12 protein-coding genes and 1 riboswitch are annotated in these 15,238 nt (G+C 74.7%); of the genes, 6 read left to right on the top strand and 6 right to left on the bottom strand.

Annotated elements, in window-relative coordinates; genetic code table 11:
* Positions 1–129: 129 nt before the first annotated feature.
* Positions 130–1,833: an ATP-binding cassette domain-containing protein gene (locus tag Q0795_RS10790; protein WP_298889552.1), complete on the top strand. Its 1,704-nt coding sequence runs from the start codon at positions 130–132 to the stop codon at positions 1,831–1,833.
* Positions 1,834–2,113: 280 nt separating this feature from the next.
* On the opposite strand, the gene Q0795_RS10785 is transcribed toward Q0795_RS10790, so the two are convergent.
* The 4 genes from Q0795_RS10785 to Q0795_RS10770 all read right to left on the bottom strand — a co-directional run bounded on the left by Q0795_RS10785 (position 2,114) and on the right by Q0795_RS10770 (position 7,483).
* On the bottom strand, positions 2,114–3,463 hold the full coding sequence (locus Q0795_RS10785; RefSeq protein ID WP_298889551.1) for a trypsin-like peptidase domain-containing protein: 1,350 nt from the start codon (positions 3,461–3,463) through the stop codon (positions 2,114–2,116).
* Between the two features lie 45 nt (positions 3,464–3,508).
* Entirely contained in the window at positions 3,509–4,999 is a 1,491-nt protein-coding gene (locus Q0795_RS10780) for a HAMP domain-containing sensor histidine kinase (RefSeq protein WP_298889550.1), read from the bottom strand.
* A gap of 17 nt (positions 5,000–5,016) precedes the next feature.
* Complete coding sequence (locus tag Q0795_RS10775) at positions 5,017–5,724, bottom strand: response regulator transcription factor (RefSeq protein ID WP_298889548.1); 708 nt, start codon at positions 5,722–5,724, stop codon at positions 5,017–5,019.
* Between the two features lie 88 nt (positions 5,725–5,812).
* Positions 5,813–7,483, bottom strand: a complete 1,671-nt coding sequence (locus Q0795_RS10770; RefSeq protein WP_298889546.1) for a DNA repair helicase XPB — start codon at positions 7,481–7,483, stop codon at positions 5,813–5,815.
* A gap of 232 nt (positions 7,484–7,715) precedes the next feature.
* Positions 7,716–7,846: riboswitch (FMN riboswitch) on the top strand.
* A 112-nt stretch (positions 7,847–7,958) separates the two neighbouring features.
* Here Q0795_RS10770 and ribD point away from each other — a divergent pair.
* The 5 genes from ribD to Q0795_RS10745 all read left to right on the top strand — a co-directional run bounded on the left by ribD (position 7,959) and on the right by Q0795_RS10745 (position 12,586).
* Positions 7,959–9,062, top strand: coding sequence for a bifunctional diaminohydroxyphosphoribosylaminopyrimidine deaminase/5-amino-6-(5-phosphoribosylamino)uracil reductase RibD (gene ribD / locus Q0795_RS10765; RefSeq protein WP_298889544.1), 1,104 nt, complete (start codon positions 7,959–7,961; stop codon positions 9,060–9,062).
* The gene (locus Q0795_RS10760; RefSeq protein WP_298889542.1) at positions 9,062–9,661 is read left to right on the top strand and encodes a riboflavin synthase; all 600 of its coding nucleotides are present in this window, start codon (positions 9,062–9,064) and stop codon (positions 9,659–9,661) included. Before ribD ends, Q0795_RS10760 begins: the two co-directional genes overlap by 1 nt.
* The gene (ribB, locus tag Q0795_RS10755) at positions 9,658–10,980 is read left to right on the top strand and encodes a 3,4-dihydroxy-2-butanone-4-phosphate synthase (RefSeq protein ID WP_298889540.1); all 1,323 of its coding nucleotides are present in this window, start codon (positions 9,658–9,660) and stop codon (positions 10,978–10,980) included. Before Q0795_RS10760 ends, ribB begins: the two co-directional genes overlap by 4 nt.
* Positions 10,977–11,438 (top strand): 6,7-dimethyl-8-ribityllumazine synthase, encoded by a 462-nt coding sequence (ribH, locus tag Q0795_RS10750; RefSeq protein WP_298889538.1) that lies wholly within the window; start codon positions 10,977–10,979, stop codon positions 11,436–11,438. Before ribB ends, ribH begins: the two co-directional genes overlap by 4 nt.
* Positions 11,439–11,647: 209 nt before the next feature.
* Positions 11,648–12,586: a hydroxymethylglutaryl-CoA lyase gene (locus tag Q0795_RS10745; protein ID WP_298889536.1), complete on the top strand. Its 939-nt coding sequence runs from the start codon at positions 11,648–11,650 to the stop codon at positions 12,584–12,586.
* Positions 12,587–12,712: 126 nt separating this feature from the next.
* Here the strand turns inward: Q0795_RS10745 and Q0795_RS10740 are convergent, their stop codons facing one another.
* Together Q0795_RS10740 and Q0795_RS10735 are read right to left on the bottom strand one after the other, a co-directional pair.
* The gene (locus Q0795_RS10740) at positions 12,713–14,308 is read right to left on the bottom strand and encodes a hypothetical protein (protein WP_298889534.1); all 1,596 of its coding nucleotides are present in this window, start codon (positions 14,306–14,308) and stop codon (positions 12,713–12,715) included.
* Complete coding sequence (locus tag Q0795_RS10735; RefSeq protein ID WP_298889531.1) at positions 14,305–15,195, bottom strand: ABC transporter ATP-binding protein; 891 nt, start codon at positions 15,193–15,195, stop codon at positions 14,305–14,307. Before Q0795_RS10735 ends, Q0795_RS10740 begins: the two co-directional genes overlap by 4 nt.
* Between the last annotated feature and the right edge of the window lie 43 nt (positions 15,196–15,238).

Below are 15,238 nucleotides of genomic sequence, written 5' to 3'. Positions count from 1 at the left end.
GGGCCGCGCGCATGCTCGGGTCAAGGTATCAATGCCGCCGGGGAGGCCGGGCGTCGCCGGACCGGGCCGGACCGGGCCGGGCCGGAAAAGGGGTGGGTCCGACGGGCCGCCGGCGGGCAGGATGGACCCATGGGACACGTCGACGTCGCCGCCGTCGGCTACACCCTGCCCGACGGCCGCCCGCTGCTGCGCGACATCGGTCTGCGCGTGGGCGACGGCGCACGGGTCGCCCTCGTCGGCCCGAACGGCAGCGGCAAGACCACGCTGCTGCGGATCGTCGCCGACGAGCTGCGCCCGCACGAGGGCTCGATCTCCCGCAGCGGCGGGCTCGGAGTCATGCCGCAGCTCATCGGCACGATGGGCCGTCAGGTGGGCGCGGGCGACGAGCCTCCGACGGTGCGTGACCTGCTCGTCTCGGTGGCCCCTGCGCGGATCCGGGCGGCCGCCCGGGCGCTGGACGCCGCCGAGCTGGCGATCATGACCGTCGACGACGAGCCGGCCCAGCTCGCCTACGCCCAGGCGCTGGCCGACTGGGCCGACGTCGGCGGCTACGAGCAGGAGACGCTCTGGGACGTCTGCACGGTCGCGGCCCTCGGCATACCCTTCGAGCAGGCGCAGTGGCGGGGGACCGACACCCTGTCCGGCGGGGAGCAGAAGCGGCTGGCGCTGGAGGCGCTGCTGCGGGGACCCGAGGAGGTGCTGCTCCTGGACGAGCCGGACAACTACCTCGACGTCCCCGGCAAGCGCTGGCTGGAGGAGCAGCTGCGGGCCAGCGCCAAGACCGTCCTGCTCGTCAGCCACGACCGGGAGCTGCTGGCCCGGGCCGCGACCCGGGTGGCCACGCTCGAGCCCGGGGCCGCCGGGAGCACGCTGTGGGTGCACCCGGGCAGCTTCGCCACCTGGCACGAGGCGCGCGCCGAGCGCAACGTGCGGCTGGAGGAGGCCCGGCGACGGTGGGACGAGGAGCACGCCACGCTGCGCGCGCTCATGCTGCGCTACAAGGCGAAGGCCGCCTACAACGCCGACATGGCCAGCCAGTACCAGGCGGCACAAACCCGGCTGCGCCGCTTCGAGGAGGCGGGGCCGCCGGAGGAGGTGAGCCAGGAGCAGCGGGTCCGGATGCGGTTGCGCGGCGGGCGGACCGCCAAGCGCGCTGTCGTCTGCGAGGCCCTGGAGCTGACCGGGCTCATGCGGCCCTTCGACCTCGAGGTCTGGTACGGCGACCGGGTGGCCGTCCTCGGCTCCAACGGGTCGGGCAAGTCGCACCTGCTGCGGCTGCTCGCGGCCGGCGGCAGCGACCCCGAGCCGGGTCAGCGCCCGGTGGGCGACGTCGTCCCGGCGCCGGTCCGGCATACCGGGGTGGCGCGCCTCGGCGCGCGGGTGCGCCCGGGCTGGTTCGCCCAGACGCACGACCACCCGGCCCTGCGCGGGCGCACCCTGCTGGAGATCCTGCACCGCGGGGACGAGCACCGACGGGGTATGCCGCGTGAGGAGGCCGCGCGCGCGCTCGACCGCTACGAGCTCGCGCGGGCCGGGGAGCAGCGCTTCGAGTCGCTCTCCGGGGGCCAGCAGGCGCGGCTGCAGATCCTGCTGCTGGAGCTGTCCGGGGCGACCCTGCTGCTGCTGGACGAGCCCACCGACAACCTCGACCTGCACTCCGCCGAGGCGCTGCAGGAGGGGCTGGACGCCTTCGAGGGGACGGTGCTCGCGGTCACCCACGACCGGTGGTTCGCCGCGTCCTTCGACCGCTACCTCGTCCTCGCCGCCGACGGGCGCGTGCGCGAGACCGACGGGCCGGTCTGGGACGAGGGGCGGGTGGCGCGGGCCCGCTGACGGGCCGGACCGCGCGCGGTCGGTGCGCGGCGACCCGCCCGCGGCGAGGCTTCCACCGCCAGAGGGCCTCCACTGTCGGCCTCACGGTCAACCCTCGGCCGGCCAGTCAACCATCAGCCTCGTCGAGGGGGCTGTCAGATGACGTTCCGGACGAGGGTTGACCTTGCGGCCGACGGACGGCCCGGCGCGCGATCAGGGCTTGACCTGGCGGACGACGGACGGCCCGGTGAGGCCGGGTGGCGCGGGCCCGCTGAGGGGCCCGCGCCGGTATGCCGGTGGCTCAGCCCTGCTCGTCCGGCCGGGAGGCCAGGGTCACCGTCACCTCGGCCTCCTCGCCGTCGCGGATGTAGGCCACCCGCGCCTCGTCGCCGGCGCCGCGCTCGCGGACCTGGCCCACCAGGGCGGTCGCGCTCGTGACCGGCTCGTCGTCGATGCCCACGATGAGGTCACCGGACCGCATACCGGCGCCCTCGGCGGGTGAGCCCGGCTCCACCTGGGTGACCGCGGCGCCGGTGAGGGTGGCGCCGTCCACCTCGGCCTGGGCGTTGTCGAGACCGACGCCGAGGAAGGCGTGGGTCGCCGTGCCCGAGTCGATGAGCTGCTCGACGATGAGCTGCACCTTGCCGGAGGGGATGGCGAAGCCGATGCCGATCGAGCCGCTCTGCCCGCCACCACCGGACGGCAGCGCGGCGATGGAGGAGTTGATGCCCACCAGCTCACCGGCCGCGTTGACCAGGGCGCCGCCGGAGTTGCCGGGGTTGATCGCGGCGGAGGTCTGGATGGCGTTCGTGACCACGGCGGCGCCGGGGTCGGCAGGGTCGGAGGAGGAGCCCTGCGTGGTCACCGGGCGGTCCAGGGCGCTGACGATGCCGGTCGTGACCGTCCCCGAGAGCCCCAGCGGGTTGCCGACGGCCATGACCGGGTCGCCGACCCCGAGGGCGCCGTCGTCGCCGAGCGCGATGGGCTGCAGGTCGTCCGGCACGGTGTCGAGCTGGAGGGTCGCGAGGTCGCTGGAGGGGTCGCTGCCGATGACCTCGGCGGGGTAGGACCGGCCGCCGGGCAGCGTCACCTGCACCTGCTGCGCGCCGGCGACGACGTGGGAGTTGGTGACGATGTGCCCCTCGGTGTCCCACACGACACCCGACCCGGAGCCCTCGCCGGCCGCGCCGGCCACCGCGATGGACACCGTGCTGGGGGTGACGGCCTCGGCGACCGAGGCCCAGTCCTGCTCGCCGGAGAGGGAGACCGTCGTGCCGCGGGCGGCCCCGCTGGCCGCGCCGTCACCCGACGCGCTGCTCTGCGCCGCCCTGGGGGAGTCGCCGGCCAGCTCGACGGCGGCGAAGGTGCCGCCGGAGGCGAGCAGGGCCGCGAGGACGCTCGCCACCGCGATGTCACCGTAGCGGCGACGCTGACGGGGCGGCGTCGGTGTGGGCTGCTGCCAGGTGGGCGTCGCGGCGCCCTGGTGCGGTGCGGCATACCCCTGGTGCGGGGTGGTCGGCACGGGGGCGGTGGCGTCGCCGGGCTGCCCGTGGACCGGCCCCTGGTGCGCGGTGGTGGGGACGGGGGCGGTGGCGTCGTCGGAGCGCTGCCCGTCGAACGGGCCCTGCGGGTCGTGCTGTGGGGTGGTCATGACACCCATGACACCACCCGCAGGTCGGCGCCACCTGGGTGTCGACTAGGAATCTGCTGGACGTGGGTCCGCGGGCAGCTCGACCCGGAAGGTCGCGCCCCCGCCGGGGGTGGGATGGTGCCGCACCGACCCCTGGTGGCGGCCCACGATGGCGGCGACGATCGCCAGCCCGAGACCGGTCCCCCCGGAGGCCCGGCTGCGCGACTTGTCGGCGCGGTAGAACCGCTCGAAGACGCGTTCGGCGGTGTCCTCGTCCAGCCCGGTGCCGTGGTCGCGCACCTCGACCGCGACGGTGCCGTCGACCCGGCCGACCGCCACCTCGACCGCCGTGCCCGCAGGGGTGTGCGCGAGGGCGTTGGCCACGAGGTTGGTGAGCACCTGCCGCAGCGCGCCGTCCTCCCCGACGACCTCGGGCGGCGCGTCCGGCAGGCTGCCGGCCAGGGGCACGAGCCGCACGGTGCGGTCCGGCGCCCGCACCCGGGCGTCCTGCACGACGTCGGAGGCGAGCACGGTCAGGTCCACCCGGGTCGGGGCCATCTGGGGCTGGGAGTCCCAGCGGGTCAGCGTCAGCAGGTCCTCCACCAGCCGGGTCATCCGGGTGGCCTCGTCCTCGATCCGGCGCATCGCCCCGGCGACGTCCTCGGGGTCGGACATCGCCCCGAAGCGGTGCAGCTCGGCATACCCCTTGACGGTGGCGAGCGGTGTGCGCAGCTCGTGCGAGGCGTCGGCGACGAAGTCGCGCATCCGCTGCTCGGACGCCTCGCGGACGCCGAAGGAGTGCTCGATGCGGGCGAGCATGCGGTTGAGCGAGTCCGACAGCGAGCCGACCTCGTCCCGGGCGCCGTGCGGCGGGATGCGCCGGGCGAGGTCGCCACCCGCGATGGCGGCGGCGGTGTCCTCGATGCGGGTCAGCGGACGGAAGGCGCGGCGCACCGCGAACCAGCCGAGCACCCCGACGACCACCATCGTGGTGAGGCCGATGACGATGGTGAGGAAGGCGAGCTGCCGGGTCGTGCTGTCGACCTCGTCCAGGGGGAGGGCGACCGCGATCGTCCCGGACACCAGTCCCTGCTCGTTCTCCAGCGGCAGGGCGAGCACCCGCCAGGTGCCCGCGCCCTGGTCGCTGCCGACGGTGAAGGGCTCGCCGAGGCGACCGTCGTCGATGGCCACCCGGGAGAGGTCCGGCGTGTCGTCCATGCCGCGGGAGGCGAGCGAGACCGGCGGGGCCGCGTCGTCCAGGGGCGTGAGCAGGATGTAGTAGGAGTTGGGCGGCAGCCACAGCTCGGCGCTGGTGTCCTGCCGGCCCGTGGCGTCCTCGAGCAGCTGCGCCGACACCCGCTCGGCGAGCGGCGTGATGTAGGTCTCCAGGTCGGCGTCCACCCGGTCGACGAGGTAGCCGCGCAGCATGGTGATGGTCACCGACGTCGTCAGGAGGTAGGCGGCGAGGACGAGCAGGACGAGCACCGTCACCAGGCGTCGGGTGAGGGAGAGTCCGTGGAGCTTGGTGTAGGCGGCGCGGCGCAGGTGCTGCAGCACGAGAGGGGTATGCCGCCTCAGCGCGGCTCGCGCAGCACGTAGCCCACGCCGCGCTTGGTGTGGATGAGGGGCTCGCCGACGACGTCGATCTTGCGCCTCAGGTAGGAGATGTAGGACTCGACGATGTTCATCTCGCCGCGGAAGTCGTAGTCCCACACGTGGTCCAGGATCTGGCTCTTGGAGAGCACCCGTCCCGGGTTGAGCATGAGGTAGCGCAGCAGCTTGAACTCGGTGGGGGAGACCTCGATGACCTTGCCGGCCCGGCGCACCTCGTGGCTGTCCTCGTCGAGCTCGAGGTCGGCCACCCGCAGCGCGTGGTCGTCCCCCTCGTCGGCCACCCGGGTACGGCGCAGCACGGCCCGGATGCGGGCCACGACCTCCTCCAGGCTGAACGGCTTGGTGACGTAGTCGTCGCCTCCCACGGTCAGGCCCTTGATCTTGTCGTCGAGGGAGTCCTTGGCGGTGAGGAAGACGATGGGCAGGTCCAGCCCGCGCTCGCGCAGCGTGCGGGTGACGGTGAAGCCGTCCATGTCGGGGAGCATGATGTCCATCACGGCCAGGTCGAAGTCGTGCTCGCCGGAGAGCTGGAGCGCGCTGCGCCCGTCCGGGGCGGCGTGCACGGAGAAGCCGGCGAACCGCAGGCTCGTCGTGAGCAGCTCGCGGATGTTGGTCTCGTCCTCGACGACGAGGAGCGTGGCCTCCGGCTCGGTCTGGCTCGCGGTCATACCCCCATGGTGCGCGCGCAGCCTGGAACTTTCCTGGGAATCCCCTGCGCGCCCTTCGCGCCGGACGCGTGGGTCATGTGGGGCCGGGTCAGGCGGGGTCGGGGGTGGCGGTGTCGAGGTCGTCGGCGTCGACGATGCGGTAGGCGTAGCCCTGCTCGGCGAGGAAGCGCTGCCGGTGCGCGGCGAACTCGGCGTCGACCGTGTCGCGGGCGACCAGGGTGTAGAAGTGCGCCGTCCGGCCGTCGCCCTTGGGCCGCAGAACACGACCCAGCCGCTGGGCCTCCTCCTGGCGGGACCCGAAGGTGCCCGACACCTGGATCGCCACGCTCGCCTCGGGCAGGTCGATGGAGAAGTTGGCGACCTTGCTCACGACGAGCAGGCTGATCTCGCCCTCGCGGAACTGCCGGAACAGCTCCTGCCGCTGCGCCACGGTCGTCTCCCCCGTGATGAGCGGCGCGTCGAGGCGGCCGGCGAGCTGCTCGAGCTGGTCGAGGTACTGCCCGATGACCAGCGTCGGCTGTCCCTCGTGCCTGCCGACCAGCTGCTCGACCACCGCGTCCTTGGCGGGGGCGCACGCGGCGAACCGGTACCGCGCGTCCGGCTCGGCGACGGCATACGCCATCCGCATGGAGTCGGACAGGCTCACCCGGACCTCGACGCAGTCGGCAGGAGCGATGTAGCCCTGCGCCTCGATGTCCTTCCAGGGGGCGTCGAAGCGCTTGGGCCCGATGAGCGAGAACACGTCGGACTCGCGGCCGTCCTCGCGCACCAGCGTGGCGGTCAGCCCGAGCCGGCGGCGGGCCTGCAGGTCGGCGGTCATCCGGAAGATCGGCGCCGGGAGGAGGTGCACCTCGTCGTAGAGGATGAGGCCCCAGTCGCGCGCGTCCAGCAGGTCCAGGTGGGGGTAGACGCCCTTCCGCTTCAGGGTCAGCACCTGGTAGGTCGCGATCGTCACCGGCCGGATCTCCTTGCGGGACCCGGAGTACTCGCCGATCTCGTCCTCGGTGAGCGTCGTGCGGCGCAGCAGCTCCTCGCGCCACTGCCGGGCACTGACGGTGTTGGTGACGAGGATGAGCGTGGTCGTCGACGAGCGGGCCATGGCCCCGGCGCCCACCAGCGTCTTGCCCGCCCCGCAGGGCAGCACGACGACACCGGAACCGCCGTCCCAGAAGCCGTCGACGGCCTGCTGCTGGTAGGGCCGCAGCGACCAGTCGGCCTCGTCGAGGCCGATCGGGTGCGCCTCGCCGTCGACGTAGCCCGCCAGGTCCTCGGCGGGCCAGCCCACCTTGAGGAGCTCCTGCTTGAGGTGGCCGCGCTCGGAGGCGTGCACCCGCACCGTGTCGTCGTCGACGCGGTCGCCGACGAGCGGCTGGATCTTCTTGTGCCGCAGCACCTCCGCGAGCACGGCCCGGTCGGTCGTGCGCAGCAGCAGGACCGGCTCGTCCTCGGCGCCGACGACCTCCTTGGTGAGCGTGAGCCGGCCGTACCGCGCCATCGTCTCGGCGACGTCCACCAGCAGCGACTGGGGGACGGGGTAGCGGCTGTGCTCGAGGAGGGCGTGCACGACCTGCTCGGCGTCGTGCCCTGCGGCGCGCGCGTTCCACAGGCCGAGCGGCGTCACCCGGTAGGTGTGGACGTGCTCCGGCGCGCGCTCGAGCTCGGCGAAGGGCGCGATGTCGCGCCGCGCCGCCTCGGCACGGTCGTGGTCGACCTCGAGGAGGAGGGTCTTGTCGGACTGGACGATCAGGGGGCCGTTCATCGTGCGCTCAACGGTATGCCGCCCCTCCCGCATTCCGCGGGGGCCGAGGGCGCGGCGCTCGGTGGGGGTGGTGGCAACCATTCGCGGCGCTCGGTGGGGGCGCTGGCAACCATGCGCGGCGCTCGGCGGGGGCGCTGGCAACCATTCGCGGCGCTCGGTGGGGGCGCTGGCAACCATGTGCGGCGCTCGGTGGGGGTGGTCCGGACGCGGGTCTACACTGGTGGCGAACGACATACGCGCTCCGGGGTCGGTGCAACTCCGAGCCGGCGGTGACAGTCCGCGACCCGACCGCAGCCAGCGGCCGGTTGACCTGGTGAAACTCCAGGACCGACGGTGAAAGTCCGGAAGGGAGGCAGCGCGGGTCGGCGGGTCCTCCCGTCGCCATCTCGTCGGGCCGACGGCCCGACCTCGGCGACGACCCGCCCCGACCTCGTCCTCCCCACGCCCCCCGGGCATCGACCGGGAAGGACGTGAGGTGACCGCCACCCAGCAGTCGACGATCGCCGACGCCGCCCTGCAGCGGGCCCTGGACCGCGCCGTCGAGCTGGCCCGCCGCGGCCCCGCCCGGGACCCCAACCCCCGCGTCGGCTGCGTCCTGCTCGCCCCGGACGGCTCCACCCTCGCCGAGGGCGCCCACCGTGGGGCCGGCACCCCGCACGCCGAGACCGCCGCCCTGGCCGCCGCCGGTGGCAGCGCCCGCGGGGCGACCGCCGTCGTCACCCTCGAGCCCTGCACGCACCACGGCCGCACCCCGCCGTGCGCCACCGCGCTCGTCGAGGCCGGCGTCGCCGCGGTGGTGTATGCCGTGCCCGACGTCACCGCCGCGGGCGGCGGTGCGCAGGTGCTCGCCGCCGGTGGGGTGGACGTGCGCCGGGAGCCGCACCCCGGGGCCGAGGACGTCGTCGCCGACTGGGCCCGCGCCGCCCGCCTCGGTCGCCCGCACGTCACCTGGAAGATCGCCAGCACGCTGGACGGCCGGGTGGCCGCGGCCGACGGCTCCAGCCGGTGGATCACCTCCCCGCAGGCCCGGGAGGCCGCGCACGCCCTGCGCTCCCGGGTCGGTGCCGTGCTCGTGGGCACCGGCACCGCGCACGCCGACGACCCGGGCCTGACCGCCCGCGACGACAACGGCATGCTGGCGCCCGACCAGCCGCTGCGCGTCGTCGTCGGCACGCGCGACCTGCCGGTCGGCTCCCGGCTGGCCGCGGCCGTCGCGGACGCCGCCGCCGGCCGCCGACCCGCCGACCACGACGCGGACGACCCCCGCCCCGGCGAGGTCGTCCACCTGCGCACCCACGACCCGGTCGAGGTGCTCGCCGACCTGCGTCAGCGGGGCGTCCACAGCGTGCTGGTGGAGGGCGGCCCGACGGTGGGCGGCGCGTTCTGGCGCGCCGGGCTCGTCGACGAGCTGCTCGTGCACCTCGCCCCCGCCCTCCTCGGTGCCGGCCCGCACGCCATACCCGACCTCGGCATCGGCACCATCGCCGACGCCGCCCGCCTCGAGCTGGTCGAGGTCACCACGCTCGGCCCCGACCTGCAGCTGCGGCTGCGCCCCACCACCCCCGCCCAGGAGGACTGATGTTCACCGGCATCGTCGAGGAGCTCGGCACGCTCGTCACCCGGACCGACGGCCCGGACGCCAGCGTCGTCGAGATCCGCGGCCCCCAGGTGGTCACTGACGCCACGCACGGCGCCTCGATCAGCGTCAACGGGGTCTGCCTGACGGTGACCCGGCACACCGAGGAGGGCTTCGAGGCCGACGTCATGGCCGAGACGCTGGCCGTCACCACGCTCGGTGCGCTCGCCCCGGGCGACCCGGTCAACCTGGAGCGCTCGCTGCCGGTCACCGGGCGGCTCGGCGGCCACATCGTCCAGGGCCACGTCGACGGCACCACGACCGTGCTCTCCCGCACCCCGGGGGAGAGGTGGGAGGTGGTGCGGCTGGGGCTGCCACCGCACCTGGCCCGCTATGTCGCCCACAAGGGCTCGGTCTCCCTCGACGGGGTGTCGCTCACCGTCTCGGCCGTGGGCCGGGACTGGTTCGAGGTCTCGCTCATCCCCACCACGCTGGACCTCACGACGCTGGGCCACCGCCAGCCCGGTGACGCGCTCAACGTCGAGGTGGACGTGCTCGCCAAGTATGCCGAGCGGCTGCTCGACCCGGAGCTGGACCGATGAGCGCCGCGGGACTGCCGCAGGCGCTGGCGGCGCTGCGCGAGGGACGTCCGGTGCTGGTGCTCGACGACGAGGACCGGGAGAACGAGGGCGACGTCGTGCTCTCCGCGCAGACGCTGACCCCGGCGTGGACGGGCTGGGCGGTGCGGCACACCTCGGGGTTCCTGTGCGCGCCGCTGCCGGCGGAGGTGGCCGACCGCCTCGACCTGCCGCTCATGGTGCGCGACAACGAGGACCACCTGCGCACGGCCTACACCGTCACCGTGGACGCGGCGGCCGGCGTCACCACCGGCATCAGCGCCGGTGACCGCTGCCGCACCGCCCGGGTGCTCGCCGACCCGGCCAGCGGTCCGGCCGACCTGCGCCGGCCCGGGCACCTCATCCCGCTGCGCGCCCGTGCGGGCGGGGTGCTGACCCGGCCCGGGCACACCGAGGCGACCGTCGACCTGTGCCGGCTCGCCGGGCTCGCCCCGGTCGGGGTCATCGGCGAGCTGGTCGACGACGAGGGCGAGATGCTGCGCGGGCCCCAGGTGCACGCCCTGGCCGCCGAGCACGACCTGCCCGTCATCACCATCGCCGAGCTCGTCGCCTACCGGCGGCGGCACGACCGGGTGGAGCGCGTCGCCAGCTCGGTCCTGCCGACCGAGCACGGCGAGCTCGTCGTCCACGGCTACCGCGACCTCGTCACCGGCGTCGAGCACCTCGCCCTGCTCGGGCACCCGGACCCCGGCCCGCGGCCGCTGGTGCGCGTGCACTCCGAGTGCCTCACGGGGGAGGCCCTGGGGTCGCGCCGCTGCGACTGCGGCCCGCAGCTGCAGGACGCCCTGGCCCGGGTCGCCCGCGAGGGCGGCGCCGTCGTCTACCTGCGCGGCCACGAGGGTCGCGGCGTCGGCATCATCGACAAGCTGCGCGCCTACGCCCAGCAGGACCACGGCCTCGACACCGTCGCCGCGCAGGAGGCGCTGGGGCTGCCGGTGGACGCCCGCGACCACACGGCCGCCGCCGCGATCCTCGAGGACCTCGGCCTGGCCGGTCGGCCGCTGCGCCTGCTGACGCACAACCCGGACAAGGTGGCGGCGCTCACCGGACTGGGCCTCACCGTCGCCGAGATGGTGCCCTCCGGACGGCCCGCGCCGGCCGAGGCGGCGGCATACCTGCGCACCAAGGTCGAGCGGCTGGGGCACCTGCCCCACCTGTCGGACCCGGCGGCGCATGCCCCGGCCGGCACGTCTGGACACCGGTTCCCGGGCGACGGGCCCCAGACGCCTCTGTCCAGCACCGACGATCCCCGCCAGACCCACGAGAGCAGGAGCACAGCATGAGCGGCCACGGAGCCCCCACCATCAGCGTCGACGGACGCGGCCTACGGGTCGCCGTGGTCGCGGCGTCCTGGCACACCACGGTCATGGACGGCCTGCTGGACGGGTCGCGGCGAGGGCTGCAGGAGGCCGGCGTCGAGGACGTCCGCGAGGTGCGGGTGCCGGGCAGCTTCGAGCTGCCGGTGGCCGCCGCGCGCCTGGCCCGGGAGGGGTATGACGCGGTCGTCGCCCTCGGCGTCGTCGTCCGCGGGGGCACCCCGCACTTCGACTACGTGTGCCAGGCGGCGACCTCCGGGCTCACCCAGGTGAGCGTGGACACCGGTGTGCCCGTGGGCTTCGGCGTCCTGACCTGCGACGACGAGGCCCAGGCGCTGGACCGGGCGGGCCTGCCGGAGTCGCAGGAGGACAAGGGGCACGAGGCGGCCACCGCCGCCGTCGCCACCGCGCTCGCCCTGCGCTGAGGCGTGCAGTCTCCACCCTCCGACCGGCTCAGCCGTTCACGTGAACGCCTGGGCCGACGACACGCCCGGCCGGACCGGCTCAGCCGTTCACGTGAACGCCTGGGCCGACGACCCGCCCATACCCCTCGGTCCACCGGGTCACGGGCACACCTGCCGTCGGCCCTCGTCGCAGGCGCCCCTGCCCCGACGGCATCTGACAGGCTGGCGCCATGACGCGCACGCTGCCGATGACCGAGCCGACGCCAGGGATGCCGGACCGCGTCACCATCTACGAGGTCGGCCCGCGTGACGGCCTGCAGAACGAGAAGTCCGTCGTGCCCACGCCCGTCAAGGCCGAGTTCGTGCGGCGCCTGCTGGCCGCCGGGCTGAGCACGGTCGAGCTCACCAGCTTTGTCCCGCAGACGTGGGTGCCCCAGCTGGGCGATGCCGAGGAGCTGCTCGACCTGCTGGGCGAGGACGGTCTGGGGCAGCAGCGCCCGGTCCTCGTCCCCAACGAGCGGGGCCTCGACCGGGCGCTGGAGAAGGGCGTCACCTCGGTCGCGATCTTCGGCAGCGCCACCGAGACCTTCGCGCAGAAGAACCTCAACCGCTCGGTGGCCGCGTCGGTGGAGATGTTCGCCCCGGTCGTGAAGCGGTCCCTCGACGCCGGCGCCTGGGTGCGCGCCTACGTCTCGATGTGCTTCGGCGACCCGTGGGAGGGGCCGGTGCCGGTCGAGCAGGTGGTGGACGCCTGCTCCCGCCTCATGGACCTCGGCTGCGACCAGCTGTCCCTCGGCGACACGATCGGTGTCGGGACGAGCGGGCACGTCCTGCGGCTGCTCGACGCCCTGGACGACGCGGGGATCGGTATGGAGCAGGTCGCCGTGCACTTCCACGACACCTACGGCCAGGCGCTCGCCAACACCATGACCGCGATCCGTCGCGGGGTGCGGGTCGTCGACGCCTCGACCGGCGGGCTCGGCGGGTGCCCCTATGCGAAGTCGGCGACCGGCAACCTGGCCACCGAGGACCTGGTGTGGGCGCTGGACGGGCTGGGCATCGAGCACGGCGCCGACCTGGACGCTCTCGTCACCACGAGCACCTGGATGGCCGAGCAGCTCGGCCGCCCCGCCCCCTCGCGCGTGGTCAAGGCGCTCGCCGGCGACTGAGCCGTCGCGGCGCCGCGCGGGTGCTCCGGGGCAACCATGTGCGGCGCTCGGTGGTCCGGGGGGCAACCATGTGCGGCGCTCGGTGGTCCGGGGGGCAACCATGTGCGGCGCTCGGTGGGTCGTGCGTCAGGTGCTGGTGATGTCGCGGCGGCGGTAGCCCACGGCACCGAGGCCGAGCAGCAGCGCGGCCAGGCCGGTCATCCCCAGGACGGCGAGCCAGTCCATGTCCTCCACCGGCAGCTGCGGCAGTGGCGACCAGGGGGTCAGCTCGGTCAGCCACTCCGGCAGGTCCAGCGCCGCCCCGACCCAGACCATGACGAGGCTCCAGGCCACGACCACCCAGGTCAGCCAGGCCAGCCTCGGCGCCCACCCGTGCAGCAGCACGGCGATGCCGAGCACCAGCAGGCCGCCCGGCGCGAGCGCCGCCCCGGCGCCGGCCACCTCCGCCACGATGCCCCAGTCGCCGGTGGCGCGGGCCTGGTTGAGCGCCATGACCGCGCCGACCGCGACCAGCATCAGCGCCGGGGCGAGCGCGGCGACGAGCAGGTAGGCCCCGAGCAGCCGCCCCCGCGTGGCCCCGGTCGAGAGCACCAGCTCGGCGTGGCCACGCTCCTCCTCGGCCGCGAGCCGGGAGAAGAGCTGGACCGCGACGACGGCGATGAGCACGGCCACGATCGACAGCAGGGCCACGAAGAACGCGTCGACGAGCTGCTCGGCGCCGCCGCCCATCCGCTGGAAGATCAGGCGCAGCTGGGGCACCTGCTCGAGCATGTCGTCGAAGGCCGTCGACAGCGACCCCATCGCCAGGGCGAAGAGCAGCAGCCCGATGGTCCAGCCGATCACCTGCCCGCGCTGGAGTCGCCGGACCAGCGCCCCCGGGGTGGCCAGGGAGGCCACCGCCTCGGCCCGGCCCCGCCGCGCCGCCCACAGCCCGGACCCGTGGTCCCGCCGCGTCTCCAGCCCCACGGCCAGCGTCAGCAGCACCACCGCCGTCACCGCGGGGAGCGCGAGCACCCACCAGCGCTCGTCGGCATACGGCCTGGTCAGCGCCATCCACTGCACCGGCGACCCCCACGCGAGCTGACGCACCGCCTCGTCGGTCGAGCCGTCGGCCACGGCCCGCAGGGTGTATGCCGCGGCGAGGGTCCACAGGCCCAGCGCCTTGGCGGTGCGCGCCGAGGCGGTGAGCTGGGCGGCGACCGCCCCGACGCCGGCGAAGGTCGCTCCGACCAGCGCCAGCCCCGCGCCGAAGGCCACCGAGCCGGCGACCGGCTCCCCGACGGCCGTCATCGAGGCCGCCACCGCCACCCCGAGCGCCGCGCAGGCGAGGAGCGCGACGAGCACCCCGGCGACCAGCGGGGCGTGCCGACCGGTCGCGCCGGAGCGCAGCAGCTCGGTGCGCCCGTCCTCCTCCTCCGCCCGGGTGGAGCGGACCACGCCGAGGACCGCCATGATCCCGGCCATGGCGGCGGCGAAGGTGCCCACGCGCCATACCGTGAACCCGCCGGCGCTGGTGAGGTCCACCGGCGGCCCGAGCATGGCCCGCATGGTCGGGTTGTTGGTCATCGTCGCGATGAGCAGGTCGGCGTTGCCGGGGTCGACGATCTGCTCGTAGGCCGCCGCCGTGAGCGGCACCACCGCGGTGAGGGCGAGCACCCAGGCGAGGTAGAACCACCGGCTGCGCCGCAGCGCGAGCCGCACCAGGGAGCCCAGCCCGGTCATCGCCCGGACTCGTCGTAGTGCCGTAGGAAGAGCTCCTCCAGCGTCGGGGGCGTCGAGGTGATCGACCGGATCCCGAGCGCGGACAGCCGCGACATGACCTGGCCGAGCTCGGTGTCGTCCACCTGGCAGGTGATGCGGTGGCCGTCGAGCTCGGCGTCGTGGACGCCGGGTGCCGTGGCCAGGCCCTCCGGGACGGGGGCGGCCAGCTCGGCGACGACGAGCGTGCGGGTGAGGTGGCGCAGCTCGGCGAGGGTGCCGGACTCCACGACCTGGCCGGAGCGGATGATCGACACCCGGTCGCACAGGTGCTCCACCTCGGAGAGGATGTGGCTGGAGAGCAGCACGGTGCGGCCGCGCCCGCGCTCATCGGCGATGACCGCGCGGAACTGCGCCTCCATGAGCGGGTCGAGCCCGCTGGTGGGCTCGTCGAGGAGCAGCAGCTCGACGTCCGAGGCCAGGGCGGCGACGAGCGCGACCTTCTGCCGGTTGCCCTTGGAGTAGGTCGTGCCCTTCTTGGTGGGGTCGAGGTCGAAGCGCTCCAGCAGCGCCGCCCGGCGCGCCGGGTCGGTGCCCCCGCGCAGCCGCCCCAGGAGGTCGATGACCTCGCCCCCGGTGAGGTTGGGCCACAGGGCCACGTCGCCGGGGACGTAGGCCAGGCGGCGGTGCAGCGCGGGGGCGTCCGACCACGGGTCGCCGCCCAGGAGCCGGGCGGTGCCGGAGTCGGCCCGCAGCAGCCCGAGCAGCACCCGGATCGTCGTCGACTTGCCGGAGCCGTTCGGGCCGAGGAAGCCGTGCACCTCACCCGTCGCCACCTGCATCGTCAGCCCGTCGAGGGCGGTGGTGCGCCCGAACCGCTTGGTCACCGCCTGGAGCTCGATGGCGTTCATGAGGCGGACGCTACTCCTGTGGCGCGGCCCGGGGGGAGGTCCT

It is taken from the genome of uncultured Serinicoccus sp. (assembly GCF_947487915.1).
GTDB lineage: Bacteria > Actinomycetota > Actinomycetes > Actinomycetales > Dermatophilaceae > Ornithinicoccus.
This window is presented reverse-complemented; position numbering and strand designations above follow the sequence as displayed.

Bases quoted from the DNA above. Each gene is read 5' to 3' on its own strand.
- Q0795_RS10775 (WP_298889548.1), bottom strand. From the start codon at position 5,724: ATGACCGCGAGCCAGACCGAGCCGGAGGCCACGCTCCTCGTCGTCGAG.
- Q0795_RS10770 (WP_298889546.1), bottom strand. From the start codon at position 7,483: ATGAACGGCCCCCTGATCGTCCAGTCCGACAAGACCCTCCTCCTCGAG.
- Q0795_RS10785 (WP_298889551.1), bottom strand. From the start codon at position 3,463: ATGACCACCCCACAGCACGACCCGCAGGGCCCGTTCGACGGGCAGCGC.
- Q0795_RS10790 (WP_298889552.1), top strand. From the start codon at position 130: ATGGGACACGTCGACGTCGCCGCCGTCGGCTACACCCTGCCCGACGGC.
- ribB (WP_298889540.1), top strand. From the start codon at position 9,658: ATGAGCGCCGCGGGACTGCCGCAGGCGCTGGCGGCGCTGCGCGAGGGA.
- Q0795_RS10735 (WP_298889531.1), bottom strand. From the start codon at position 15,195: ATGAACGCCATCGAGCTCCAGGCGGTGACCAAGCGGTTCGGGCGCACC.
- ribH (WP_298889538.1), top strand. From the start codon at position 10,977: ATGAGCGGCCACGGAGCCCCCACCATCAGCGTCGACGGACGCGGCCTA.
- Q0795_RS10760 (WP_298889542.1), top strand. From the start codon at position 9,062: ATGTTCACCGGCATCGTCGAGGAGCTCGGCACGCTCGTCACCCGGACC.
- Q0795_RS10745 (WP_298889536.1), top strand. From the start codon at position 11,648: ATGACGCGCACGCTGCCGATGACCGAGCCGACGCCAGGGATGCCGGAC.
- Q0795_RS10740 (WP_298889534.1), bottom strand. From the start codon at position 14,308: ATGACCGGGCTGGGCTCCCTGGTGCGGCTCGCGCTGCGGCGCAGCCGG.